23 protein-coding genes and 2 pseudogenes are annotated in these 24,200 nt (G+C 60.1%); 4 read left to right on the top strand and 21 right to left on the bottom strand.

Annotated elements, in window-relative coordinates; genetic code table 11:
• Nucleotides 1-662: 662 nt before the first annotated feature.
• Both C7476_RS26625 and C7476_RS28445 read right to left on the bottom strand, forming a co-directional pair.
• Nucleotides 663-1,025: pseudogene (locus C7476_RS26625) on the bottom strand (phage terminase small subunit P27 family); the annotation flags it as partial.
• A gap of 139 nt (nt 1,026-1,164) precedes the next feature.
• Entirely contained in the window at nt 1,165-1,335 is a 171-nt protein-coding gene (locus tag C7476_RS28445; protein ID WP_181872628.1) for a hypothetical protein, read from the bottom strand.
• A 1,020-nt stretch (nt 1,336-2,355) separates the two neighbouring features.
• Here C7476_RS28445 and C7476_RS27970 point away from each other — a divergent pair.
• Nucleotides 2,356-2,829 (top strand): hypothetical protein, encoded by a 474-nt coding sequence (locus tag C7476_RS27970; RefSeq protein ID WP_147274747.1) that lies wholly within the window; start codon nt 2,356-2,358, stop codon nt 2,827-2,829.
• Between the two features lie 908 nt (nt 2,830-3,737).
• Here C7476_RS27970 and pldH read toward each other — a convergent pair.
• The 7 genes from pldH to C7476_RS26580 form a co-directional block, all read right to left on the bottom strand.
• Entirely contained in the window at nt 3,738-4,484 is a 747-nt protein-coding gene (gene pldH, locus C7476_RS26610) for a pyridoxal 4-dehydrogenase, SDR-type (protein ID WP_114432932.1), read from the bottom strand.
• Nucleotides 4,485-4,521: 37 nt separating this feature from the next.
• Nucleotides 4,522-5,700 carry a pyridoxamine--pyruvate transaminase gene (gene ppaT / locus C7476_RS26605; RefSeq protein WP_114432938.1) on the bottom strand — a complete coding sequence of 393 codons (1,179 nt, stop codon included), beginning with the start codon at nt 5,698-5,700 and terminating at the stop codon, nt 4,522-4,524.
• Between the two features lie 27 nt (nt 5,701-5,727).
• Complete coding sequence (pldA, locus tag C7476_RS26600; RefSeq protein ID WP_114432931.1) at nt 5,728-6,534, bottom strand: 4-pyridoxolactonase; 807 nt, start codon at nt 6,532-6,534, stop codon at nt 5,728-5,730.
• Between the two features lie 47 nt (nt 6,535-6,581).
• Complete coding sequence (locus C7476_RS26595) at nt 6,582-7,517, bottom strand: putative B6 ABC transporter permease subunit 1 (RefSeq protein WP_114432930.1); 936 nt, start codon at nt 7,515-7,517, stop codon at nt 6,582-6,584.
• A 3-nt stretch (nt 7,518-7,520) separates the two neighbouring features.
• Nucleotides 7,521-8,615, bottom strand: coding sequence for a putative B6 ABC transporter permease subunit 2 (locus C7476_RS26590; RefSeq protein WP_114432929.1), 1,095 nt, complete (start codon nt 8,613-8,615; stop codon nt 7,521-7,523).
• On the bottom strand, nt 8,612-10,183 hold the full coding sequence (locus C7476_RS26585; protein WP_114432928.1) for a putative B6 ABC transporter ATP-binding protein: 1,572 nt from the start codon (nt 10,181-10,183) through the stop codon (nt 8,612-8,614). Before C7476_RS26585 ends, C7476_RS26590 begins: the two co-directional genes overlap by 4 nt.
• Before the next feature lie 79 nt (nt 10,184-10,262).
• Nucleotides 10,263-11,291 (bottom strand): putative B6 ABC transporter substrate-binding protein, encoded by a 1,029-nt coding sequence (locus C7476_RS26580; RefSeq protein WP_114432927.1) that lies wholly within the window; start codon nt 11,289-11,291, stop codon nt 10,263-10,265.
• Nucleotides 11,292-11,390: 99 nt separating this feature from the next.
• Here C7476_RS26580 and C7476_RS26575 point away from each other — a divergent pair, with 99 nt between their 5' ends.
• A complete protein-coding gene (locus C7476_RS26575) occupies nt 11,391-11,816 on the top strand; it encodes a hypothetical protein (protein ID WP_114432926.1) in 426 nt (141 codons plus the stop codon).
• A 38-nt stretch (nt 11,817-11,854) separates the two neighbouring features.
• Here the strand turns inward: C7476_RS26575 and C7476_RS26570 are convergent, their stop codons facing one another.
• The 11 genes from C7476_RS26570 to C7476_RS26525 form a co-directional block, all read right to left on the bottom strand.
• On the bottom strand, nt 11,855-12,865 hold the full coding sequence (locus tag C7476_RS26570; protein ID WP_114432925.1) for an ABC transporter substrate-binding protein: 1,011 nt from the start codon (nt 12,863-12,865) through the stop codon (nt 11,855-11,857).
• Between the two features lie 37 nt (nt 12,866-12,902).
• Entirely contained in the window at nt 12,903-13,718 is an 816-nt protein-coding gene (locus C7476_RS26565; protein WP_114432924.1) for an ABC transporter permease, read from the bottom strand.
• Complete coding sequence (locus C7476_RS26560) at nt 13,715-14,545, bottom strand: ABC transporter ATP-binding protein (protein ID WP_114432923.1); 831 nt, start codon at nt 14,543-14,545, stop codon at nt 13,715-13,717. The genes C7476_RS26565 and C7476_RS26560 overlap by 4 nt, the downstream gene beginning before the upstream one ends.
• Nucleotides 14,535-14,672 (bottom strand): hypothetical protein, encoded by a 138-nt coding sequence (locus tag C7476_RS28440; protein WP_181872627.1) that lies wholly within the window; start codon nt 14,670-14,672, stop codon nt 14,535-14,537. The genes C7476_RS26560 and C7476_RS28440 overlap by 11 nt, the downstream gene beginning before the upstream one ends.
• A 3-nt stretch (nt 14,673-14,675) precedes the next feature.
• Nucleotides 14,676-15,605, bottom strand: a complete 930-nt coding sequence (gene fhmpcd1 / locus C7476_RS26555) for a 5-formyl-3-hydroxy-2-methylpyridine 4-carboxylate 5-dehydrogenase (RefSeq protein ID WP_114432922.1) — start codon at nt 15,603-15,605, stop codon at nt 14,676-14,678.
• Entirely contained in the window at nt 15,602-17,233 is a 1,632-nt protein-coding gene (locus C7476_RS26550) for a GMC family oxidoreductase (RefSeq protein ID WP_114432937.1), read from the bottom strand. Before C7476_RS26550 ends, fhmpcd1 begins: the two co-directional genes overlap by 4 nt.
• Before the next feature lie 115 nt (nt 17,234-17,348).
• Nucleotides 17,349-18,071 carry a class II aldolase/adducin family protein gene (locus C7476_RS26545; RefSeq protein ID WP_114432936.1) on the bottom strand — a complete coding sequence of 241 codons (723 nt, stop codon included), beginning with the start codon at nt 18,069-18,071 and terminating at the stop codon, nt 17,349-17,351.
• Nucleotides 18,072-18,140: 69 nt separating this feature from the next.
• Nucleotides 18,141-18,599, bottom strand: a complete 459-nt coding sequence (locus C7476_RS26540; RefSeq protein WP_114432921.1) for a YbhB/YbcL family Raf kinase inhibitor-like protein — start codon at nt 18,597-18,599, stop codon at nt 18,141-18,143.
• A 33-nt stretch (nt 18,600-18,632) separates the two neighbouring features.
• Nucleotides 18,633-19,226 carry an amino acid synthesis family protein gene (locus C7476_RS26535; protein WP_114432920.1) on the bottom strand — a complete coding sequence of 198 codons (594 nt, stop codon included), beginning with the start codon at nt 19,224-19,226 and terminating at the stop codon, nt 18,633-18,635.
• 70 nt (nt 19,227-19,296) lie between these two features.
• Nucleotides 19,297-20,436 carry an FAD-dependent oxidoreductase gene (locus C7476_RS26530; protein ID WP_114432919.1) on the bottom strand — a complete coding sequence of 380 codons (1,140 nt, stop codon included), beginning with the start codon at nt 20,434-20,436 and terminating at the stop codon, nt 19,297-19,299.
• A 41-nt stretch (nt 20,437-20,477) separates the two neighbouring features.
• Nucleotides 20,478-21,353, bottom strand: a complete 876-nt coding sequence (locus C7476_RS26525) for an alpha/beta fold hydrolase (protein WP_114432918.1) — start codon at nt 21,351-21,353, stop codon at nt 20,478-20,480.
• 140 nt (nt 21,354-21,493) lie between these two features.
• On the opposite strand from C7476_RS26525, the gene C7476_RS26520 reads away from it, so the two are divergent.
• Together C7476_RS26520 and C7476_RS26515 are read left to right on the top strand one after the other, a co-directional pair.
• A complete protein-coding gene (locus C7476_RS26520; RefSeq protein WP_114432917.1) occupies nt 21,494-22,165 on the top strand; it encodes a GntR family transcriptional regulator in 672 nt (223 codons plus the stop codon).
• A 139-nt stretch (nt 22,166-22,304) separates the two neighbouring features.
• The gene (locus tag C7476_RS26515) at nt 22,305-23,900 is read left to right on the top strand and encodes a GMC family oxidoreductase (RefSeq protein WP_114432916.1); all 1,596 of its coding nucleotides are present in this window, start codon (nt 22,305-22,307) and stop codon (nt 23,898-23,900) included.
• A gap of 224 nt (nt 23,901-24,124) precedes the next feature.
• Here C7476_RS26515 and C7476_RS29265 read toward each other — a convergent pair.
• Nucleotides 24,125-24,200 (bottom strand): annotated as a pseudogene (locus C7476_RS29265) (class I SAM-dependent methyltransferase); the annotation flags it as partial.

Here is a 24,200-nt window from a genome sequence, read left to right as displayed (position 1 = left end):
CCGCGCAGTCAGCTCGCACATAGAATGCTGATCGGACGATAGTGGTTGAGTCCTCCACGTGCCCCCAAGCTTCCGGATGGAAAGGCTCCTCCTGCCTGGTGGAGATTTTTTCCCCAACCGACCGCAATCGGAAGCTGGGAAATGATCCGCCATCGGCGTACGTTTGGGCGTTGACTAATGAGGTGGCAGCAGCCTGTACGATAAAGCAACTGACAAAGAGAAGGAGATGCTGTCGCAGTGTGTCGCTTTCTGCGACAGCGGCAATGGTATAGCCGGGTCGGCAAACCATGTTCAACAGCAGATAACGTCCACACCAACGGTCCGCATAGCGGGGTTTCGAATGGACCTGGAAAGAAAGATCGCTCGCTATGGCTTTGGAATGGACAAGGGATGGCCGAGGTCGCCTCCTCTCAGGAGGCAGCTATCTTGTCGTGCTCTGAATGGAACCTGCTGGGGAATGACCGACGTGAATAAAATGGTTGATGAAGGTCGAGGAAGCGACTGCGGCAAGCCGCATTAATCAATCGCTCGAATTTTCGTAGAATCCCTGTTCAAACAAACTGGCATTGTCGAGCTAGGCGACCATCGCGCTCACATCGAACGCGACCGTTTCCTCCAGGCCGGGTCTATATAACCGATCGATTTCGGCTTAGTGGGCGGCGCTATTTAATTGATGGATTCGGCAAAGGCATCGCCGAAATGTCGGCCTCGAAAGTGTCGTCCAAATCCGTTTCGTGTTCTGGGCGCGCCAACCGCGCCCTTGCCACCGGGCTTGGGCCCAGCTCGATCCCGGCAGAAGCCATGCACTTATCGCAGTGGAGCTGGATGCCGAGCAGCGGGTTGCGCTTCGGTCCAGTCGGCGTCTGGATCAACATGCCGGTTTTCTGAAGCATAACCTCGCAGTCGCGAAACCGCTGCCAACTCACGATGAAACGCTCAAGGATCGCACCGTCGGCGGCAGCAAGCAGCGTACGGGGCAGCACTGCGATCAGCCGATGCCAGCGCAACCGCTGGTCAGCAGTGAAATATTCCGGACATTCCGGTTTGCCCTACGCCTTCAGATGGGGATGTATCCGGCGCTTACCGCGATTGCCTTCCGCCAGCTTGACTGCTGAAGGCTTGCGGTTGCGTCCCCCCTGATCTGCCTTTGACACCCGGCATGGACTACTCCTTCAGTTGTTCAACAGATAAGGAGGGATCATAACCTCGGCCGAGCATTGTTGATCCGCTCGTCGATTCCGCCTGGAGTTCCTTGAGGATGGCAAGGCTGCCAGCGTCTGCGATCTTCATCTCCGCTTCGATGCGACGGCGTGCGCTCGACTCTCTGACGAGCAATTGCATGATTCCGGCGTCGCAGCGTTCCCGCCGGCAGATGTGCGACGATGTTGTCCCACAGTTCGCGCTCGCTTGCGTCGAAATGCGTGGGCGATTGTGGCAAGTCGTTTGAAGACATCAGCCCTTTGCCTCCCGTTTGCGCCAGGTCATCATAGGTCAATACGGACCCCTCGCAAAACCATTTGGGGCGATTTTTATTTGCTGCGGAATTTCGTGCGCGACCGCGACGCCGGTCGGCGCCGAGGCTTCGCAGTTTGAGATAGCCCCCCGCCCGTTCAGTTGCGTAAGCCTGAGGAGGCATGCGCCCATGTTCGGTTGTGGCGCGGAGCGGACATGAATGTCCGCAAGTGGCCCGAGCTACCGTTTGGCGATCGTGGCGCGACTGACCGCTTTGCGCCTTCAAAATGGTCATTGAACCGTCGATTGTCGCATCCCAGAAGCGGACATGAGGGCGATCCTTCGAGGTAGCACGTTCGCGCCGAGCCGTCGTCGTCATTGAGTGGCACAAGGGGGAACTGGTAAAAGTCGGAGAACTCAATGCGCGGACAGATCGACGGGTATGCAGTCAAAGACCAACGGACGCGAGCAGCATCGTACCGCCAGAAAATTGAGGTTGCGGATGAGAACTGCCGTTCGACCAATGTTTAACGTGACGATACGTGAGTATAATACCAAAATAGACCATTTCCCTCCATCATTGTCCAAGATAAGCGGCGCTCCGTCGTAGGCATTTGCTGCAATACCGCAGTCTGAACGATGAAGGGAACTAAAATGTCAAATAAATCACTAGAAGGAGAACTGTTGCCTGCGACCAGACACATAGAAAATCCAGTGGTGACTGTCGAGGGCCTTAGGGTCAGGCTGAATAGTGCCGTAGAAATTGCATTTCTATATGGAGCGACCGAATGGGTTCGTCTCAACTATCCATCCCAATACGAGCGGTTGTTGATGCGGTTTGACGACAGCACATTGTTGGAAAACCACGGTTATATTCACTGATCCACCTCGCGAGGTTTGGCGATGTCCCCAATCACTTTGACCTTATGTCACGGCACAGATTCTGAATTCCAGGGCTTTAATGTCAATGAGTGCAATGAATGCGGCGCATTTGGTCGTGGTTTTTACTTCTCCAACGATTTCGAACTTGAGCGGGTGTACTCAGATGGACTTGATCCAGTGGTTGCCAAGGTGACCCTGCAAAACCCTTATATTCTTAATGTGAATCTTCCCCATGACGAATATCTGGCGGCATCCAGGATCTTCCGTCCGGTTCGGCATGCTCGGGAAAGAATAATCGGACTGGGCTATGACGGGGTTTTGCTGAGACAGGATAGCTATGTCGAAGCCGTGGCCTTCTATCCCAGACAGATAGATAGCTATGGGCGACGGCCGGACTTCCCAATTCCCGATGAACGAAAACTGCAAAACATACTCCCCTTTTTCCAACTGTGGGGTATCCAAATTGGATTCGGTCGCCGACACCACAACACGTGAGCCGCAAGGTTGCCAAGCGCTGCACAAGGACTTCGACCAGGAGATGTGAGATGTTTATCAAACCATTGGTTTTTATAACTGTGATAGGGCTGTCAAGCCTGCCGTTGACTGCATACGCGGAGGGATACTTTTACGAGTATAATCCATCTGGCGGCATTCCGTTTACGGATCGCGCGCCAGACCACCTCGATATTCATGACAACGGGGGCTATGGTGACCACAATTTCCTTAACTTCGGTCAAAAGTGGGAAAAACCTAGCGCAACCGTAGTTGGGAAAACGTCAGCGCGACATCGCGTCAGCATGTCCTCGAAACAGTAATAGCGCCCAAAATATTGCGCGAAGGTTTGTCGGGCAGGCCGGCGTCCGAACGTCCGCTCAGCGCCCGCATCTCGGTCGATGAACCGATAACGCATGCCGACCAAAAGCGGACCTAATCAATACTGACCATCCTTGTTTACACGGGCAATCCTGGAAAAGCGCACAGCCCTTGCCGAAACCGCTCCTCGTCGCTCGCTTGACGGAGATACGAAACGGCGATTAGCCAGTTGGCTGCGTGTTGCGTAGCCGCAGAAGTTCTCTTGAAAGCGTCGCGGTCGTCCGAAGAGCAGGCTATCCGCCTATCGGTGTCTAGAGTTTGCGGCTTGCGGGTAAGATGTCTTTAGGTGAAGTTGGCGGAACATAGTAGGGTTGGCCGACGACGGAGTGCCAAGCAATGGACCGCAAGCTAGCCGCAATCCTTGCCGCCGACGTAGTCGGTTATTCCGCCATGATGGAAAGAGACGAGGCAGGTACGCATTTGGACTTACGTGCCTGCCGAAATGAGCGGAACCATCGCCCCGAATGATCCCAATCGAGCTGCTTGGTCAAGCAACACGTTAGCTGGTCGCTGTGTCGGGATGGATCAGGCTAGTGGCGTACCATTCCGGCATCGACATTCAGTGTCTGGCCCGTGATCCAGCGCGCATCGTCGGAAGCTAGAAACGAAACCACATCGGCGATATGTTCGGGCTGCCCTTTGCCTTTCATCGCCTGAAGCATCTCGACGAAACCGAACGCCTCATTGTGCGGGCTTGCCTTGACGCCATCGCTCTCGATCAGCCCGGGCGTCACCGCGTTTGCAGTGATGTTGTATTTGCCGAGTTCTGTGGCGAGCGCCCTGGTGAAGCCGATGACGCCGCCCTTGGCCGCGACATAGGCCGCCATGTTCGGCGTGCCGGCAAAGAAGGTGTTGGATGCGATGCTGATCACCCGCCCCGCCTTGCCGGCGTCGCGCATCTGGTCAGTTCCCGCGCGGCTGACGATGAAGGTGCCGGTCAGATTGACGTCAATGATCTTGCGCCAATGTTCGAGATCGACATCGTCCCAGGCAATGAACGGCACGATGCTGGCATTGTTGACCAGGATGTCGATGCCGCCTGTCAGCGCCTGTATTTCGGCAAACAATGCTTTAACGGATGCCGGATCGGAAATGTCGGCGGCGATCGCCTTCGCTTTTCCACCGATCGATGCGGCCGCCGCCTTGGCGCCTTGCGCGTTGATGTCGCTGACGATGACGGTCGCGCCATCGGCAGCCAACCGGGCGGCGATCGCCTTGCCGATACCTTGTGCGGCCCCAGTAACCAGCGCCGTCTTTCCCGCAAGCCGTTCAGTCATTTGCATGCTCCATGATTTGTGATCCTGTGAATTCATCTCATGCGTCGGCGTCGATAATGGCGAGCGCCGCCTCGATGCCTTTGCCGATCGCAAGCTTCTGGCCCAAAGCATTCATGGCGCCGCCAAGCGCCGTCAGCGCGACGATCGCGTAGATCGGCTGGGCGGTCGGGCCCATATGGCCGATTCGCGTCAGCTTCCCCAAGGTTTCGCCGCGGCCCGACGAAAACACCACGCCATAGCGGGCGCGCGCGGCCTGCCGAAGCACCTTCTCGTCAACACCTTCAGGGGTGCGAACGGCGGTCGTGGTTGGTGAGGCGATCCTGTCGCTGGCCGCCCAGATCGACAGGCCCATCGCGGTGACGCCCGCGCGCATTGCCTTGGCAGTAAGCATGTGGCGCGCCCATACCGCCTCCGGTCCCTCATCGAGATAAAGGTCGAGCGCGACATCGAGCCCGTTGATCTCCGAGACCGACGGCGTGAACGGAAACGGCTCGTTCCTTGACCACGCATTTTGCCAGTCAACGATGCTCAGCATCGATGCGCGCGGCGCCAGGGGATTTGCCTCCATCTTGGCCCAAGCCCGCTCGCTGACGCCCATCATGGTGAGGCCGGGAGGCGCGCCCAGGCATTTGTTGGGGCCGGTCACGTAGATATCGGCCTTGCAATCCTCCGGATGCGTCTTCATGCCGCCAAAGGACGAGACGGCGTCGACGATGAGATAACCGCCATGCGCCGCGACCAGCGCGCCGATGGCGTCGATCGGATTAATGGTGCCAGACGGCGTGTCATGATGGCACACGGAAACGATGGTGATTTCCGGATGCGCTTTCAGCATTGCCTCAACCTCCTGCGGGTCGATCGCCTCATTGTAGGGCACCTCGATTTCGATGAGGTGTGGCGAATAGCGCTTCGCCCAATAGCCAAACCCCTTACCGTAAACTCCGGAGGCAAGGTTGAGCACGACGTCGTCGGGCGCGATCAGGGAGGCCGCGGCAGCCTCGAGGCCCAGTACCGGCTCGCCATGCAGAATGACCGGCTTGTTCGACAGCCGCATCGCCTTCTGCGCCTTGTCGACCACCTTCTCGTAGAGGAGCTGAAACGCCGGGTCGTAGTCGTAAAGCACCGTGCGCCCGAGGCCACGCAGCACTTCGGCATAGGCGTTCACCGGCCCCGATGTCAGGGTGATGACCGGATCGGCGTGTTCGGGATAGCGCATCATCTTCTCTCCTGATTTGGCTGGCGGTCAGCCGTAGAACTGCGTGCCGGTCTTGTAGCTCCTGAAGTTTTCCATGTCGTGCGAGTACATCAGCTCGGCGCCGTGGTCTTCGGCCAGTTTCTTCACCTTGCGCATCGAATTGACGCCCGCCACCGGATCGATGTGGAATGCTGCCTGACACAGCGTTTCTAGGCTCTTCTGGGTGTAGGCGGCGTCAATGGTGAACATCATCGGCTCGCGCTTGGGGAACTCGACGAGCAAGCTGTAGTGGCCGATCGAATGGCCGGGCGTCGAGATCAGCTTTACGCCCTTGGCAAGATCGACGTCGCCCTCGATGCCCTCGAAGGTCGAGTTGGTGCGCGTCGTACCTTCCAGCAGTTGCGCGGTCGCGCCACGTGCTTCCGCGGCCTCCGCCGAGAAGCTCAGGTCCGAATAGCCCAGATGTTCGAAAGGTTGGGGATTGCAGGCCTGCGGTATCTCGCTGCGGTGGCAGATCTTCTTGGCATGCGGAAAATACTTGTTGCCGCCGCAATGGTCGAAATGGAAATGCGAATTGACGACAACGTCGATGTCCTTGGGCTCGAGCCCAAGCAAGGCAAGCGCGCCGGGAATGGTCTGGTGCTTTTCCTGGATCGGCTTCTCGAAGGGCAGCACCTTCATGACGTGATCGTAGTCATAGCCGGTGTCGATCAGGAAGCGGCCCTCGGCATGCTCGATCAGGATGGAATAGACCGGAAAGCGCACTTCGCCGCCAGGGCCGCGATTCCAGAACACATGATAGCCGTCGAGAACGAGCGAGCCGCCATCGAGCAGGTAGACCTTGGTATCCGACATTATTACCTCCTGTTTGGCGCGGGTCCCTTCCGCGCATCTGATTGTTGTCAGCGCGTACCGCGCTCATATGGAATGCCCAGCGCCGCCGGTAGACTGGCCCGCCGGCCGAATAACACCAGCATGATCATCACAGCCAGGAATGGCAGCATCTGGATGACGTCGGTCGGTATGTTGATGCCCGCTACCTGCATGGCCGTCGTCAGCGACAGGCAGACGCCGAACAGCAGGGCGCCGAACAGCACCCAGACCGGACGGCCGCGCGCCAGCATGGCCAGCACGATGCCGAGAAAGCCGGCGCCGTTGCTGATGAACGGAATGAACAGGCCGGCCCCGACATTGGCGAGATAGGCGCCGCCGAGCCCGGCCAGCGCACCGGTCGTCAGCACCGCGATGGTCCGGGTCTTGATGACGTCGATACCGGCGACGTCGAGCGCGGCCGGCTTGTCGCCCGCAGCCTGCAGGTTGAGGCCGAGCTGCGTGTGCCGATACAGGTAACCCACGCCGAACACCAGCCCGACCGCCAGATAGACGATCAGGTGATGCTTGAAGAAGGCGGGCCCGATGACAGGAATATCCGACAGCAGCGGAATGACGGTGGCGTCCGCTGCTGGCAGGCGGGGGTAGCTGCGCGAGAATTGGAAATGATGAAGCAGTGCCGTCAGGCCTTCGAGACCGAGTGTCAGCGCGATGCCGATGACGATCTGGTTCAGTCCGATGCGCACGCAGAGCAGCGCCATGATCAGCGCCACCGCGACGCCGCCGGCGGCACCTGTGAAGAACCCCAGCCACAGCGACCCGGAATAGAACGCGCCGACGAAGCCAAGATAGGCACCGGCCAGCATCATGCCTTCGATGCCGATGTTGAGCACGCCGGCTTTTTCCGACATTTGCTCACCGAGGCCGGCCAGCAGCAGCGGGATGGCTGCGGTGACGGCGCCGAACATGAGCGCGCTGAGAAAGACTTCGCTGAATAGCCCGGTCATGCCCTAAGCCTTTCTCGACTGGTTGTAACGGTGGTCGACATACTCGGCAAGAGCAAGCACGATCAGCACGATGGAGATCAGCACCAGTGTGAAATGATTGGGCACACCAAGCCGCCGTGCCGCGCTTTCGCCGCCGATCGACAACACCGAAAGCAGGAACACGAAACCTATCGCAGCAAAACCGTTCATGCGGGCGAGGAACACGGCCGGAATGACTGCCAGCCCGTAGGCGGGATTCCAGTCGGCGCGGACATTGCCCTGCACGCCGATGATGTCGACGGCACCGGCAAGGCCGGCGAGCCCGGCCGAAATGGCGAAGACGGCAATCGTCAGGCCAGGTACGCCCAGCCCCGCATGAATCGCCGCCCGCGGATTGGCGCCGACGATCCGCAATTTCAGCCCGAACGCCGTGCGCGTCATCACCAGATGCACGATGATGATTGCTGCCAGGCCGAGCAGCAGGCCGCTGGTTATGGTCGTATCGAACAGGCGCGGCAGCCGATCTTCCACCGGTAGCGTGCGCGTCTGGGGAACGGTAGTACCGGGATCGCGAAACACAAGCTTGACCAGAACATTGGCGAGCGAGGTGCCCAAGAACGTCATCATCAGCGTGGTGATGATCTCGTTGACGCCCTGATAGGCCCGCAGCAGCGCCGGCACCAGCGACCAGATCATCGCTACCACCGCGGCGATCAGAAACGAACAGATGAGAGCCAGCCAGGCCGGCATCAACTGGACGAACACCGGGGCGCTGGCGGCTGCCGTGACGGCACCAAGCAGGAACTGGCCGTCGCCGCCGAGATTCCACATCCCGGCGCGAAAGGCCACGATCAGGCCGGCGGCAAGAAACAGCAGCGGCGCCATGCGCGTCAGCGTCTGCTGGATGCCAAGCGGCGAGAACAGGCCCTTTTCCAACACATAGCCATAATAGGCGAGCGGGTCGACGCCGACGGCAAGCAGGATGCAACCGGCGATGACTAGTGCGGCGAGGATTGGGCCGAGCGTCATCAGCAGCCTGTGGAGGATGTCACGGCGCGCGGCCGCCGCGCTTGTGGCATCGAGTGCGGTAGCATTGACCGTGGGGGTGTTGATGCTCATGCGGCTAGTCCGATCATCAGGCGACCGACCTTGGTGCGAGCGTCGTCTACGTTCTCGACGGTGCCGACCAGCGCTCCGTTGGCGATGACGGCTATACGGTCGCACATGCTGAGCAATTCCTCGAGATCGGTGGAGATCAGCAATACGGCGTGGCCGCGCGCTGCGGTGTCGCGGATACGCTGGCGCGAGGCCAGCGTATTGGCGAGATCGAGCCCATAGGTCGGTTTGTTGAAGATTACGACCTTGGCGCCTTCGGCCAGTTCGCGCGCCAGCAGAACCTTCTGGATATTGCCGCCCGAAAGCCGGGCGACCGGCGTCTTCAGGCTTGGCGTGCGCACATCGTATTCGCGCACGAGCTGGGCGGCGCGCTTGTCGATCTCGGCGCGCTGTTCGAAGCCGTTGCGCCAGAACGGAGCGGCGCCCACCTGCTTGAGGAAAAAGTTTATCGAGACCGGGAAAGTTCCGACAGTGCCTTCGCCCAGCCGGTCGTCGGTCAGGTAGCGAAGACCCCGCTGGCGGCGTTCGCCAACGCTCAGCATCTCGATGGCGGTTCCCTCCAGCCGCACCGAACCCCTGGTCGCCACACGTTGACCTGCCAAGGCCTCTGCCAATTGTTTCTGGCCGTTGCCATCGATGCCGGCGATGCCAAGGATCTCGCCTGGACGAATGTCAAAGGAGATCGACGACAGGCCCGGTGCGTTGTCCGTCGGCGCGACCGTGAGATCCGCAACCTGAAGCAGTGGAGCGGCTTCGACGCAGACTGTGCGGATGGGGCACTCGACCGCTTCGGGATCGTCCTTCTGCTTGCCGAACATCAATTCCACGATCTCCGAGACGATCTCCTGTTCGCCCAGCGCGCGGAACCGCCCGGGAGGAATCTCGCCGACCTTGCGGCCGAGCTTCAGCACCGAGATGCGGTCGCCGAAGGCCGCCGCCTCCTTGAGCTTGTGCGTGATAAAGACGATCGCCAGTCCCTGCTCGACGAGGCGGCGCATCAGCGCGCCCAGTTCGTCGATGCCCTTCGGCGTCAGCATAGAGGTGGATTCGTCGAGGATCAGTAGCCGACTGTTGCGCACCATGGCGCGCAGGATCTCCACCTGCTGCTGCTCGCCAAGCGAAAGCTCCGACACCTTGGCATGCAGCTTCACCGTGATGCCGAGGCTGCGGGTGATCTCGGCGACGCGCGCCTCAAGCTCCTCGGTCCTGGGGCGCTGCCACCAGGGCCCTCCAAGCAAAAGGTTCTCGGCCACGGTCAAAGCCGGCACCAGCATCATGTGCTGGAAGACGGTTCCAATACCGAGCGCCAGCGCATGGCGCGGCGAGGTGATCTGTGTGGGTTTGCCGTCGACCAGTATGCGTCCCTCGTCCGGCTGCAGCAGGCCAGACAGCATGCCGATCAAGGTGGATTTTCCCGCGCCATTCTCGCCGAGCAACACATGCACCTCACCGGGACGGATCGACAAGTCGATGCTGTCGTTGGCGACAATGCCGGGGAAGCGTTTGGTCACGCCTTCAAGCGCGACGATGTCGCGTTTGCCGGCGCCCGGTAATGAAGAAAGACTGACCATGAAAGCCCAGAACCTTAAAAAATGAAATCGGTCCGGAGGGATGAACTGGTCACCCTTCCAGTAGCCGGTTTGGATTGCCCTACTGGGCGACGCTGGTCATCAGAGCCCTGACGGCCGCTGCATCATAGACCGGCTCGACGGGGATCTTGCCGGAAATGACGTCGTCGCGCAGCGCTTGGATCTCGGTCCAGATATTGTCCGGGATTGCAGCGGTCTTCAGAAGCTTGACCGAATCGTCCTTGAGGCCGATCGAGTAGCTCTTGGTGCCGAACGTGTCGGCCTTCAGGTCGTCGATCATTGCCGCGTAGACCGGCTCAATGTTCCAGACCACCGACGACAGCAGGAAGCCCTTGTCGATCGGCGTCTTGTCGCCGATGACGTCAATGAAATAGACCTTGCCGCCGTCAGCCGCCTTGGTCGTCTCGACCGCCTGCAGCATCCCGAAGCTCGAACCATTGCCCTGGCCGAAGATGATGTCGGCGCCCGACGCGATCACGCTTTCGGTGACGCGCTTGCCGCCGGCTGCGTCGCTGTAGGCGGCGGGTCCGATCACCGCATAGGTGATCTTGACGTCTGGGTTCTCCGCCTTCACGCCCTGCGCGAACGCCGCTGACTGCGAATTCCACGAGGGCGGTTCGCCCGACACGACGATGCCGACCGACTTCGAGCGCGACATCTTGGCGGCAAGACGGCCGGCGAGATAGGCGCCTTGGTGACCGCTCAGCGTGTAGTCGGCGACGAGACCCTTCTCCAGGCCGCTGGGCGTATCGACGATCGCAACCGGAACCTTCAATTCCTTGGCGATTTCAGGCCCCGAGGTGTTGTAACCGCTGGCGTGGGCGATCAGCAAGCTGGCGCCATCGGACGCGAGCTCCCGCAGCGTTGGACGAACATCGCCGTAGCCGAGGCCCTGGGCCACGACCACTTCGACGCCGGCGGCCTTGCCCGCCGCCTTGGCGGCATCGATGCCCTGCTGGTTCCAGCCGTAATCGGTGCCTTCTTCAGGCGTTAGGATGGCGATCGACTTGACTTCGCCGGCAAGCGCGCTGCCCAGCAAGACGCCACCCAGTATAGCTGCACTCACACTACTCTTGAGAATCTTTAACATGTTACCCTCTCTGTTTGATTTACCAATCAATATTATGTTGTTATTGCGCATATGCGAGGTAGACTGCTCGAGTAAATTTACCCATGGAGCTCAGGCAAAGTGAAGATTCGTTATGTTCTCCCTGTAGCGCTGGCGTTCACATCCTTCGCCAACGCGGTTGAGTTGCACCATATCATCGTCCGAAAGGGCACCGACGGGCTCGACATGGTGCCATTGACGATTTCGAACGTGGGCAATGAAGGACTGTCCTGCAATGCCGACTTCGCCCACTGGTATTCGGCCGGGATCGCGACGGTCGAACCGGGCGAGAGCGCGCGCCTCGAACTCTGGTTCGACCCCAAGACCGGCACGTTCACGATCCTCAACGACAAGCGCGAGAACCTGCCCGTCGAGCGGTTGCGGTGCGGCCTGTCGGGTCGCGCATATGCCACACGCGTGCAGATCACGCTCGACCGCACCGACGCCGCTAAAGGCGAACGCGCCGTGTCCTGCGTCACGAGGCACGACAGTCTGGTCTGCCGGTAGGCGCTCATCGACTTGCCCGTCCAACACCGGTGCGCCTCTTACTTCTTTGCCAGGAACGTGTCGGTGAAGACATCGTCCGCTGAGAGAGCCGTCTTGAGCACGCCCTGATCGGTGAGCGTCTTCAGCGTTTCCTCCCACTGCGTCTTGGTCATCCAGCCGAGGCCGTGTTCCTTGGTGTCCGGGCCGGTGAAGGTCGACGCGATATCGGCGTTGATCTGCGCAAGCAGCACATCCTTCTTGTCCGCGTAACCGGGTGCAGCCTTGGCCGTGATCTCGGCGGCCTCTTCGGGGTGGGCCACGACATAATCGAATGCCTCCCTGTATGCCCTAACGAAGCGGGCGACGACGTCGGGCTTGTCCTTGATCATCTTCTGAGAGGTGAACAGGCCCGAGCCATAAGCCTGCCAGCCATGGTCCGCGCCCATCATGACGCTGAGCGAACCGGGACCGCCTGCCTTGGCCTCCAGTTCGGGAACCTCGGCGTCAACATAGCCGACCACCGTCTGGACCCGGCCTAGAAGCAGATAGCTTTCATAGGGCGGCGAGACACTGTTGAGTGTCATGTCCTTCTCCGTTAGGCCATTGGCCGCCAGGAAGCCTTTGAAGAAGATGTAGGTTGAACCGGCTGGATGAATGCCGATGGTGAGGCCCTTCAGATCATCCGGCTTGGTGAGCTTCACCGTCTTCGCCAGCGAGATGATCGCCAGCGGCGAGTGCTGGTTGACCGCGGCCACCGCCACCACCGGGACATTCTGCGACCGCGCAACGGCGAGCGTGGGAAGATCGCCGAAACCGAAATCCGCGTTCTCGTTGCCCACCAGCCGCATGGCGTCTGGCGAGCCGGAACCCTTGCGGATCTCGGCCAAGTCGATGTCGTTCTTGGCGAAGAAGCCCTTCTCCTTGCCCACGAAGAACATGGCGTGGTTGCCGCGCACCACCCAGTCGAGCTGCACGCTGACCTTGTCCGCCGCCAGCGCTACGCCGGAGAAGCCAAGCGCGCCGGCAAACGCCGCAAGCGTGGCTGCCTTTATGAGTGAGCGTCTTAGCATTGATCGATCCTTCCTGTCGTTGACTGTCCTAGGTACCCTAGGCGTGGCTGAATTTCGGTGCCCATGGCACGATGATGCGTTCGAGAACTTCGGCTGCGTAGTAGAAGCCGATGCCCAGCACCGAAACGAGGAGCAGGGCCGCGAAGACGAGCGCGGTGTCGAGCTGGGTCGAAGCGAACTGGATGACGTAGCCGAGCCCATCGGAGGCGCCGGCAAATTCGCCGACGATGGCGCCGATGACGCTGAGCGTCGCGGCGATTTTGGTTCCGGCCATCAGGTTCGGCAACGAATGCGGAACGCGAATCCGGAACAGGATCTGCGTCGGGCTGGCACCGACCGAATTCATCAGCGACAACAGCGAGCGATCGACCGACTGCATGCCCGCCAGCATCGATAATGTCACCGGGAAGAAGGCGATGACCAGGATCAGGCCGATCTTGGGCGCAAGCCCGTAGCCGAACCAGAGAATGAAGATCGGCGCCAATGCCACCTTGGGCACGTTCTGGAACAGCACCACCAGCGGATAAAGCGCTCGCCCCAGCCAGTCAAAGCGCACGATGACCAGCGCAATGGCAATGCCGACCACGATAGAGACAAGGAATCCGAACAGGATCTCGCCTGCCGTCACCAGTGTCGCCTGCATCAGCGTTCCCCATTGCGCGACCAGCGATTGCGCGATCTCGGACGGGGCGGGAATGATGAAGGCGGATATGGCGAAGATCCGCACCACGGCTTCCCACACCACGATCGTCGCCAAAAGAAGAATAGCCGCTGGAAGCCAGCTGCCTGTCACTGCACCCCAGCTTAAGGCAGGCCGCGACTCGGAGAGATTGGTGACAGGTTGATCGCTCACGACGCACCTCCCGGTTTATGGCTGGCGCGCAGCATCGTCCGCAGCTGAACCAACAGCCTGACGAACTGCGGATCTTCCTCTAAAGACAGATCGCGCGGATAGGGCAGACCAATGTCGAGGCTCCCGGTGATCCGCCCAGGCTTGATCCCCATCACGTGGACATGGCGCGACAGGTGAATGGCCTCGTCTATCGAATGGGTGACGAGCACGATGGTCTTGCCGGTGCGCTGCCAAATCTCGAGCAGCGACTGACCCATCGAATCGCGGGTAATGGCGTCGAGCGCGCCGAACGGCTCGTCCATCAGCAGAACCGCCGGATCGAGCGCCAGGGCCCGCGCGATGGCGACGCGCTGGCGCATGCCGCCGGACAATTCATGAGGGCGCTTGTGGGCGCTGTCGCCCAACCCCACCAGTTCCAACATCTCGTGCCCGCACGCTCGCAAATCCGCGCGCGAGAGCGACTCGTCGGCGATGCTAAGCAGCATCGATGCGTTGTCGACGGCATTCTTCCAGGGAAGCAGGTTGGCGTCCTGGAAGACGAGGCCGATCATTCGCTTGCGCGCCGCCTCGACCGGCGAAAGCCCGGCGATCGAAACGCTGCCGCTCGTCGGATTTACAAGCCCGGCCAGAACCTTGAGCAAGGTGCTTTTGCCGCAACCGGAAGGGCCAATAAGGGAGACAAACGACCCTTTCGATATCGAAAGATCGATATTCTGCAGAACTAGCTGCCTGGTCATGACCACCGAAACACCCTTGGCGGAGATCAGGTCGTCATGGCGGATATCAGCAGGCCGGCTGCCGGCTGCTCGAATGGTTTCAACGCGCATGGCTTGCCACCTCACGCACCGTCGTCAACCGTAGCCGCACCTTCCGGTCCTTGAAGGCGCGCTTGGCACCAACAGCCGCCGTTACGAACTTCCCAACCCAGCGGGCCTTGTGATCACGATGAACCATTGGCTACCCCCGTCCTTCCAGGATGCGCCGCACAGCGACGAGTTTGCGCGCCCGCTCGCCTTGCAGCGCTTTGATCTGCTCGGGCGTATACGAGAACATGCCCTCGCCCGACTTGATGCCTAACTTCGACCCGTTCGTCTTTTCCAGCACCATGGGCGCGACATCGTCGCGATTGGAGAGATCCGCGTTGAGGAAGGAGGAGACGGACTTGTAGATATCGAGGCCCGCCATATCGAGCAGGGCCATCGGCCCGATCACGGCGATCTTATAGCCGATGCCCCACGACACGCACGTGTCGAGATCTTCCGGATCGATGACACCGCGCTCGACAAGGTCGACCGCCTCACGCAGCAGCGCATAGAGCACGCGGTTTTCGACGAAGCCGGGAACGTCCTTCTTCACCACCACAGGCAGCAAGCCGATCGAGCGGATCAGGTCGCGGATCGTCGCCACGGTTTGCGGCGCGGTCTTCTCGCCGCCGATCACCTCGATCATCGGGATGATGTGCGGCGGGTTTGACCAGTGCATGCCGACCATCCGCTCGGGATGCGAGATATGCGCCTGCAGTTTGGTGATCGGAATACCCGACGTGTCGGACGCGACGATCGTGTCCGAGCCTATCAGGCCGTCGATCGTACGATAGACTTCGGCCTTGACCGCAATGTTTTCAGGAACGTTCTCGATGACGAGGTCGGCACCGGATACCGCATCGCCGATATCATCCGTGAAGCGAACCGTTCCAACGCCGGCCGACGGCGGCGCAATACCCAAGGCGTCGAGAACGGTCTCGGCCACGCCCAGCATGGATCGCGCGCGCTCGATCGCTGCCGGGGCAACATCGTAGGCTACCACCTGAAGGCCGCCTCTTGCGAGCCGGGCGGCCATGCCCGGTCCCATCGTACCCAGACCGATGATGGCGATATTTCGGATCATTGTATTGCCCCGCTTTCTTTCGAGCTCGCGATGAGGTCGGCGGCTTTCTCGGCAATCATGATCACTGCCGCATTGATGTTTCCGCAGACCAAGTCGGGCATGACGGAAGCGTCCACCACTCTCAGGCCTTCGACGCCGCGAACGCGCAATTGCGGGTCGACGACCGAGGCCGCATCGGCTCCCATCCGACAAGTCCCGGCCGGATGATGCACGGTGATGGAGGTCTTGCGAATATGCTCGTCGATCTCGTCGTCGCTCTGACACTTCGGGCCGGGAAAAAACTCCGCCTCGATGAAGGGCTGCATGGAGGGCTGTGCGGCGAGAGCCCTTGCCACCCGGAAGCCGGCCCGCAGCGACTCCCAATCCTTCGGCGAGGCCAGGAAGTTCTGGTGGATCAGTGGCGCCGCAGAAGGATCGGCCGACGCCAGTTTCACCGCTCCCCGGCTTTCAGGCTGCGTGGCCACGATGCGTGTTGCGAAGCCGTCAGCAAACGGCGCCTTGAATGGCTTGAAATATGGCCATGCGGCGAGCGGAGCCGCCGTGAAGAGCAGCTGCACATCCGGCAACGGTCGCGCTGGGCCGCTCTTCAGAAAGGCGACGACACCGCCGGGCACATCCCCCGAAAAACCGCGTCCAGTCAGGTAGGTCTTGACGAAATCCAACCCGATCCGATCGGCGCGCATGTTGCGCAGGAACGGGCCACCCGGAGCCCGGCGACGGTACATGAGGATGACCGAGACGTGATCCTGCAGGTTCTTGCCGACCGCCGGCAGGTTGACCCGCGTCTCGATACCGTGCGCGGCAAGTTCATCCTGCGCCCCTATACCCGACAGCATCATGAGTTGCGGCGTGTTGATTACGCCGCCGGCAAGCAGTACTTCCTTACGGGCGACGACCGTGCGTTCGCCGCCGCGATGGTTGATGGTGACGCCGGTGGCGCGCTGCCCCTCCAGCACGATCTTCGTTGCGCTGGCTTCCGTCAGAACGGTCAGGTTGGGCCGCTTCAGTACCGGCCGCAGATAGGCTGTCGCAGTCGAGCTGCGCCGGCCTTTTGAAATCGTCATCTGGAGGCGGCCGAACCCTTCCTGCCGCTCGCCATTGTAATCTTTCGTCTGCTCGTAGCCGGCCTGCACGCTGGCTTGCGCAAAAGCATCGATCAAGGTGTCCTTGTAGCGGCAGAACTGAGTGCTGACCGGACCATCGCCGCCACGAAACTTGTTCTCGCCGCCTTCCCAGCTTTCCTGTTTGCGGAAATATGGCAGCACCTTGTCATAGGACCAGTCGCTGAGCCCCGAGGCTGCCCAACGATCGTAGTCTCCGCGATTGCCCCGCACATAGGCCATGGCGTTGGTCGACGATGATCCTCCGACAACCTTGCCGCGTGCGCACTCGACCCTGCGTCCGCCGACATTGTCTTCCGGCTCACAGAAATACATCCAGTCATGGCGCCGTTCGGTCAGAATCTTGCCCCAGCCAAGCGGTATATGGATCATGGGATCGCGGTCCCAGCCGCCGGCTTCCAGCAACAGCACAGAACATCTCGGGTCGGCGCTCAGCCGGTTGGCAAGCACGCAACCGGCCGATCCGGCCCCAACAATGATATAATCGTAGCTTTCAGCGTGCGGCATGTTGCGTTTCATTGCCTTCGTCTGACGCCGTGGCGTCAGGGAACCCATTGAGATCGAGCCTGGAAAACCTGGGCTAGGACCAAGGTCTTCCGGGTATGTTCAAACACCCGCGGACCTAGGCCAGGCCCGCTTCCCTGAGGCGCTGCGACCAGTGATCCCATCCACGGTCGATCTGGGCGCCGACGAGATTTCCCGCGGCCTTGATTTCGCCCGGCGACAGATACTTGATCGTGCCGATCCGCAGGCCGGAGGTCTGTGCTGCCGCCTCCTGTTCAAGATAGAAAGCCCGGAATACCACCTGCCGGACAGAACTGCCGACATTGACGACGCCGTGCCGCGCCATGAGCACGACGGGATAGTTCCCGAGACTTTCAGCGATGTCCCCACAGACGCTCCGGCTGCCGCCAAAGAGATCGGTAGCGTCTCCCTGCTTGTCGCGTATCTCATAGACTGGGACGGCGTCGCCGAGGAAAGCCCCCATATGGGTGACCGGCCGGAGCGGCGTGTCGACGAAGCAGTAAGGCAGGACAGCCGGCGAATGGCTGTGGAGCACGCACTGGACGTCCGGCCGCGCCTTGTAAATCTCGCTGTGGATGTAGCGCTCGAGATAGGACGGCCTGTTATCCAAGGTCTCGCCGTCGAGGTTGAAACGCTGGAAGTCACCGGCCGTTATGAGGCTCGGAGCGAGCTTCTGTGCCAGGAAGAAGCTTTCGGGATCCTCGGGGTCACGGGCACTGATGTGCCCGAACGTATCCAGGATACCTTCGTTCAGCAGAATCTTCGTGGCTGTAACCAGCTCTTCGAAGACCTTCTGGTGCGCGGGGCTGTTGTCTATCATTCCAAATTCTCCCATTGCGGCGATGGCGACCATTCTTGTTATTGTTATCGGTTGCCACGGCCGCGGATTTCACTTGTTTTCGTAGATGCCGACGATCCGATTTTGCTCGATGACATTTTGGGCATATTTTTGGAGAAATTCCTCCCTGGTGGGCGTCCCTTCGACCTTCGTGTCCAGAGCATAGACCCAGAAGTAGTAGTGATGTTCTCCATGGCCCGCAGGCGGCTGAGGCCCGTAATATTGCTTGTCGCCGGCGCCGTTGGGTCCTACGTGAAACTTTTCCTGTGCGTCCGAAAGATCGGTGGTCGCCGGATCGATGCCGTAGACAACCCAATGCGTGAAACCGTTAGGCAAGGGCGCGTCTGGATCATGGCAGATGACCGCGAGATCTTTCGCACCTGCCGGGACGCCACTGACTGTAAGCTTGGGCAATACGTTGCCCTTGTCGCCGGCATGCTCATCGCGTAATTTCCCGAGAGGCTGGAAATCCTCGGACGTAATCTTGAGGTCCTTGATATTCAGCGGCATAGAATATTCGTCCTTTCACCAATTTCGATCGAACTAGACAGCGCTGGCCTTCAGGTCAGCTACGGATTTCCCACCCACGCGCTGATGCACGCGCGGACCCGACGCGACGGCGACGCAGATCAAAAGCTCGTCCGGGCGTGGGGCATCCGGCACGCAAAAGGTGACGGCATCATAGTGGGAACGGATGTAGAGTTCGTCCTTGTGGGCGAGCGGGATGTCGATAGTAGTGCCGGCGACAGCGACCTTGCTCACCGACGAGATCCAGGCCTTGCCGCCGCCCACCTGCTGCCGCAGTGGATCTCCGAATACTGTGGTTATGCAGGCAACGACATGTTCCTGTTCGCCGGCTGTACCTGCGATACCGCCCTTGCCATAGCTTTCGACCGGCCTGTTGCCGAGCAGCGCCACGGCTCGCTCGCCGAGCGCATGACCGATAGCGGAACTCGGATTTGTCAGATCGGACAGTTCGGCGACGAATTTTCCAGCGAAGGGATTGCGTATGACGACGCCTGTCGCGACTTTGACAAGGGTCTCGCCTGGTTTGCCGCCGTCATGCCGGCTTTCCTGGACTAAGGAGTACCATTCCCTGACATCATAATCTCTTTCGACTTCACTGGAATAGTTCATCTTTATCTCCTGAAGGGAGCGCGCAGCTTCTGCACGCGCCAATTAATTCGTTGACCGGCTTTGTCCGACGCTACTGGGGCCATGAGTAGACACGGCGCAGCGGGTCGAAGCGGGCAGCTTCCAGTGCTGCTGGCGTGAACATATTTCCCTTCGAGAGCGAGCGGTTCGCCGCATAGTCGCCGGATAGTGCCTGGCAGCGATCTGTAATCGGGCGAATGCGCTTCTCCCACCCGACGAGCGCATCTTCGACTGAAGAGCCCACCTCCAGATCCTGCGACAGACTGAAGGCGTTGACCATCGCGCAACCGGCGCCCTGGGCAAGAGCCGGGCACATTGCATGTGCGGCATCTCCAACAAGAGCGACCTTGCCTCTCGTCCAGCTATCCAGCTTGGTCGTTTCGTATTTGTCGTACCTCGCGGTTTTCAGCTTCGCCGCTTCGATCAGGCATGGCTCCAAGAAGGGAAACATCTCGACCCAGACTTCGAGATCGATCGGAACGCTTGATCCGCGAGGATCGGCGGCCGGAGCCATCAAGCCCAGATAGAGCTCATTCTCATTGCAGGGCGAGTAGAGAATCCGCTGAACACGCGGCCAGAAGTTCCACATGTCGATGGTATTGTCCCACTCGCCGTGGCCGAGATCTTTCTTCATGCGCGGGACAATCAGTCGGATGAGGCCATCTTTCGAAACCCATCGGTCCTGTTTGAAACCGATGGAATCCCTGACCTTGGAACCAACGCCATCGGCGCCGACGATCAGGTCGGCTTCGAGAACTTCGCCGCTCTGGAGGGTCACGCGCCCTTCCGGATCGGCGGCGACTGCTTCGGAATCCACGCGGATGTCGACACCCAGGGCACGAGCCCGATTGACTAGGGCGTCGTGCAGGTGGCTGCGGGTCATGATGCGCCAGGGGAGACCGTTGAACGTCTCCTTGGACACCGACTTGTTATGCATCCAAGTCTCGTAGGTCGGAGGCGTGTGTGAGCCTTGGAGAACATCGTCCAAGGCGCCCAGTCCTTCGAGCACGCGAAGGCCATTGTGCCAGAGATAGATGCCTGCGCCGAATGCCCGGAGCTCAGAGCTCTTTTCGTGCAACCTGACATCCCACCCATTCTGCCTGAGAGCGATGGCGGCTGTCAGGCCGGCAAAGCCGCCGCCGGCGACCTCGGCACGACGCGTTTTGCCCGGAGTTCTGTTTACGTTGGCCATTTTCTGGATCCTGCTGCGTACAAGAAGACGGCGCTTGGCCGTCAGGCGTTTATGAAGTTGGTGATGGCTTTCAACGTGATCTCGGGAGACACCTCGTTGACGTAATGGTCGGCACCCGGAACGACGACGACCGGCAGATCAGGCCGCAGCCTACTTGTGTTCGCCAGCGCCGCTGCTGACACCAATTTGCTCGTCTCGCCCCGAATGATGAGCACGGGCTTCGTCACATCCCGGTAGGCGGGCACCAGGTCTGCTCGCAGGCCCTTGGCGGTCTGCTCCATAGCCGCAGGCGAGGCCAATGGACGCAGTCCGCCGGCGACCGGCTGATAGCCGCTTTCAGCCCTTAACTTGATGGCGTCAGCTGGTATGTTCGGATAGCGGCCGGCGAGGTATGCCTCGACAGCCTTTACATTCTCGAAAAGCTGGCTCCCCGCGTTCACTCGCGCCTCCAATGCGTCCAATGCTTCAGTCTCGATGTACGGCGTAAAGTCGATTGCGATGACAGACCGCACCAATTCCGGGTATTTCGCTGCGGCCGTGACGGAATTTCTAGCACCAAGCGAATGTCCGACGAGGACGGCATGGCCTCGATCGAGAGTGCGTATAAGGCCGGCGATATCGTCCGCATAGTCATTCGCCTCGTAGCCGGTTTCTGGCTTGTCGCTGAGGCCGTGCCCCCTTTGGTCAACCGCTATGGTCGTAAACCGATCCGATAGTCGAGCCATCAACGGCTCAAAGACGGCGGAGTTGGAGGTAATGCCGTGAAAGAATAGCATCAATGGGCCGTTGCCCTGCTCGCGCACGTTCAAGGTGATGCGGCCAGTGTCGATGCGTCGCGAGATGAAGTGATCGCAAGGTATGTCTGCCGCCATGTCATATCCTCGCTGCGCTGCCCGTTCCTCATGCAAAAGGATCATATAAGGTGAAGCACGTCAAGCCGATTGTCTGACATTCTTGCAATCTTCCGATTTGACAATCTGGCTATCTTGCTGTCAAGTCTAGACGCTTGGCGTATTAAGCGTCAGATTGCGACCCAAAGGCTCATGAGACGTTACCAATGCCCCCAGATTTGAATTTGCGAATTTCGCCACGTTCAGTGCAACGGGAGACCGTAGATAAGTTACGGCTCGCCATTTTCTCCGGATTGTTCCAACCGGGAAGCCGCCTCATCGAAAGTCAGCTATGCACACAGCTCGGCATCAGCCGTCCGTCGCTGAGAGAGGCCTTGCGAAGTCTTGAGGCCGAGCGCCTGATCGAGATCGTACCCAACCGCGGACCGTCGATACCGGCACTTTCGTGGGAGGTGGCAACCGCCATCTACGAGGTTCGAGAGCTGTTGGAAGTCGAGGCAGCGGGGCGATGCGCGTCGAGAATTTCCCCGGAACAGTTGCGCGAACTTGAGAAATCTCTTTCCGCATTCGAAGCGGCGGCATCCAGCAATGACAGCCTCGCGCGAGTCATGACCGCCGCAGACTTCTATTCAATCATACTCGCGAATTGCGGGAATCCGATCCTTGAGGAAGTCCATCGTGGACTGGTGGCCAGGATAAGCTTCTTTCGAGGACGATCGATGTCATTGGAGGGCAGAGCACAAAGCAGCCTCTCGGAGATGAGGGAGATATTCGAATCCATCGCCGCCGGCGACGAGAAAGCCGCCCGAGAAGCCTCGAAACAGCACGTCTTGAAGGCGAAGGCGGCAGCGAAGATATCCATGGACAGCGGACTTTGAGTTCGTCGCAAGACTGTGGTTCCGTCTGAAGAGTCGAAGTCCTTCATGACGTTTTGGTTCGGCTATCTGCCAAACGCAAATCAGTGCGCGGGGTATTCACCATGTCGGTGTCAGACATGCCGGCAATCGAAGCGAGCAGATGGCAGATGGAGTGATGATGACCATGGCCAATGTTGAGCGCAAACCGAATTGCGATATCATCATCGTCGGCGGTGGGTCGGCCGGCACGTTGCTTGCCGCGCGACTGAGTGAAGAGCCGGACAGTCGCGTTCTGCTGATCGAGGCAGGCGACGAGGCGGCGGACCCCGACATCTGGAAGCCCGCTGCCTGGCCGACGCTTCAGGGCCGCAGCTACGATTGGGACTATCGCACCGAGCCGCAAGCCGGCACCGCAGGCCGAGTGCATCATTGGGCGCGCGGGCGGTTGATCGGCGGCTCGAGTTGTCTGCACGCGATGGGCTACATGCGCGGTCATCCCTCCGACTTCCAGACCTGGGTCGACGCGACTGGGGATTGCCGATGGAGTTGGGATGAACTGGTGCCAGTTTTCCAGGCTATCGAAGACCACCCCCTTGGTGGCGACGGTATTCACGGCAAGGGCGGGCCGTTGGCGATCCATTTACCGGCGGACGAAGTAAGTCCGCTTGCTCGCGCCTTCATCGAGGCAGGCGCAGCGTTGGGTCTGCCTCGCCTTGAGGGTCACAACAGTGGAGAGATGATCGGTGTCACACCGAACTCGTTGAACATTCGCGACGGGCGGCGGGTTACGGCGGCGGACGCGTGGCTCACAAAGGCCGTTCGAGGCCGCAAAAACCTAACCATCCTTACGGGGTCCCGGGTGCGGCGGCTCAACTTGGAGGGCAATCAGGTTCGCAGCCTCGAGGTCGCAGGGCGACAGGGTCCGGTCGAAGTCTTTGCGAATCAAGTTGTACTTTGTGCCGGCGCGCTGGAAAGTCCGGCCTTGCTGATGCGTTCGGGCATCGGTCCGCACGATGTACTCGACGCCGCAGGCGTTGGCTGCTTGATCGATATGCCTGAAATCGGTCGAAACCTTCAGGACCACCTGCTTGGTGCCGGCAACCTTTATGCGGCACGCAAGCCGGTTCCTCCATCGCGACTCCAACACTCCGAATCGATGGCCTATATGCGAGCGGCCGTGTTCACCGCCACCGGTCAACCCGAGATTGTCGTTGGTTGCGGCGTCGCGCCGATCGTGTCTGAACGCTTTCAGGCGCCTGCCGCTGGCACTGCATATTCGCTGTTGTTCGGGATCACCCATCCAACGAGCCGCGGTAGCCTACGCATAAGTGGGCCGGAGGTCGGCGACCGATTGATCATCAACCCGGCATACTTACAAACCGATCGGGACCGCAAGATGTTTCGCCAAGCTCTCGAGGCCGCACGGACGATCGGGCATGAAGATGAACTCGCCGACTGGAGAGAGCGGGAACTCCTGCCACGCGCCCTGAACAGTGCGGCCGAGATGGACGACTTCATCGCGCAGTCGGTCATTACACACCATCATCCCTGCGGTACTTGCAGGATGGGTAAGGACCTGGACGCCGTCGTCGATGCCAATCTACGACTCAAGACGCTCGACAATCTTTTTGTAGTGGACGCGTCAATTATGCCCAACCTCACCGCAGGACCGATTCATGCTGCGGTGCTCGCGATCGCCGAGACCTTCGCGCGATGGCACCGGAAAATGGACCCGGAAAGAATTCCGATGCGATGAAGGGCATCATCGAGGGCTGCGCAGCAAGGTTGCGCGCGACGCGGAAGCCGGCGCGAAGCGACTGCCAGGCCCTGACGTAGGCGCGCGCGCTTCGCGATCGTGATGCCTTATAATGGCTGCTATGCGCCTTCATATCGGCCATAGGTGCGATCTTTGCCTTTGCTCGGAAGCGGACATTGGCGACCACCTAAAATTCATAGTCGCTCCACGACCAGCCATGTGCGTCACGCCCGACGCGCTCGAACGCTCAGCCACCGATCATGGGGCTTTCCGACGCACCGACGTACCTCGCTGACGACC

It is taken from the genome of Phyllobacterium bourgognense (assembly GCF_003337575.1).
Classification (GTDB): domain Bacteria; phylum Pseudomonadota; class Alphaproteobacteria; order Rhizobiales; family Rhizobiaceae; genus Phyllobacterium; species Phyllobacterium bourgognense.
The sequence above is the reverse complement of the archived record's forward strand: the minus strand, read 5'-3'. Positions and strand labels throughout refer to the sequence as shown.

Coding starts and splice junctions, on each gene's coding strand:
- C7476_RS27970 (WP_147274747.1), top strand. CDS start 2,356: ATGTCCCCAATCACTTTGACCTTATGTCACGGCACAGATTCTGAATTC.
- pldH (WP_114432932.1), bottom strand. CDS start 4,484: ATGACTGAACGGCTTGCGGGAAAGACGGCGCTGGTTACTGGGGCCGCA.
- ppaT (WP_114432938.1), bottom strand. CDS start 5,700: ATGCGCTATCCCGAACACGCCGATCCGGTCATCACCCTGACATCGGGG.
- pldA (WP_114432931.1), bottom strand. CDS start 6,534: ATGTCGGATACCAAGGTCTACCTGCTCGATGGCGGCTCGCTCGTTCTC.
- C7476_RS26595 (WP_114432930.1), bottom strand. CDS start 7,517: ATGACCGGGCTATTCAGCGAAGTCTTTCTCAGCGCGCTCATGTTCGGC.
- C7476_RS26590 (WP_114432929.1), bottom strand. CDS start 8,615: ATGAGCATCAACACCCCCACGGTCAATGCTACCGCACTCGATGCCACA.
- C7476_RS26585 (WP_114432928.1), bottom strand. CDS start 10,183: ATGGTCAGTCTTTCTTCATTACCGGGCGCCGGCAAACGCGACATCGTC.
- C7476_RS26580 (WP_114432927.1), bottom strand. CDS start 11,291: ATGTTAAAGATTCTCAAGAGTAGTGTGAGTGCAGCTATACTGGGTGGC.
- C7476_RS26570 (WP_114432925.1), bottom strand. CDS start 12,865: ATGCTAAGACGCTCACTCATAAAGGCAGCCACGCTTGCGGCGTTTGCC.
- C7476_RS26560 (WP_114432923.1), bottom strand. CDS start 14,545: ATGCGCGTTGAAACCATTCGAGCAGCCGGCAGCCGGCCTGCTGATATC.
- C7476_RS28440 (WP_181872627.1), bottom strand. CDS start 14,672: ATGGTTCATCGTGATCACAAGGCCCGCTGGGTTGGGAAGTTCGTAACG.
- fhmpcd1 (WP_114432922.1), bottom strand. CDS start 15,605: ATGATCCGAAATATCGCCATCATCGGTCTGGGTACGATGGGACCGGGC.
- C7476_RS26550 (WP_114432937.1), bottom strand. CDS start 17,233: ATGCCGCACGCTGAAAGCTACGATTATATCATTGTTGGGGCCGGATCG.
- C7476_RS26545 (WP_114432936.1), bottom strand. CDS start 18,071: ATGATAGACAACAGCCCCGCGCACCAGAAGGTCTTCGAAGAGCTGGTT.
- C7476_RS26540 (WP_114432921.1), bottom strand. CDS start 18,599: ATGCCGCTGAATATCAAGGACCTCAAGATTACGTCCGAGGATTTCCAG.
- C7476_RS26535 (WP_114432920.1), bottom strand. CDS start 19,226: ATGAACTATTCCAGTGAAGTCGAAAGAGATTATGATGTCAGGGAATGG.
- C7476_RS26530 (WP_114432919.1), bottom strand. CDS start 20,436: ATGGCCAACGTAAACAGAACTCCGGGCAAAACGCGTCGTGCCGAGGTC.
- C7476_RS26525 (WP_114432918.1), bottom strand. CDS start 21,353: ATGATCCTTTTGCATGAGGAACGGGCAGCGCAGCGAGGATATGACATG.
- C7476_RS26520 (WP_114432917.1), top strand. CDS start 21,494: ATGCCCCCAGATTTGAATTTGCGAATTTCGCCACGTTCAGTGCAACGG.
- C7476_RS26515 (WP_114432916.1), top strand. CDS start 22,305: ATGGCAGATGGAGTGATGATGACCATGGCCAATGTTGAGCGCAAACCG.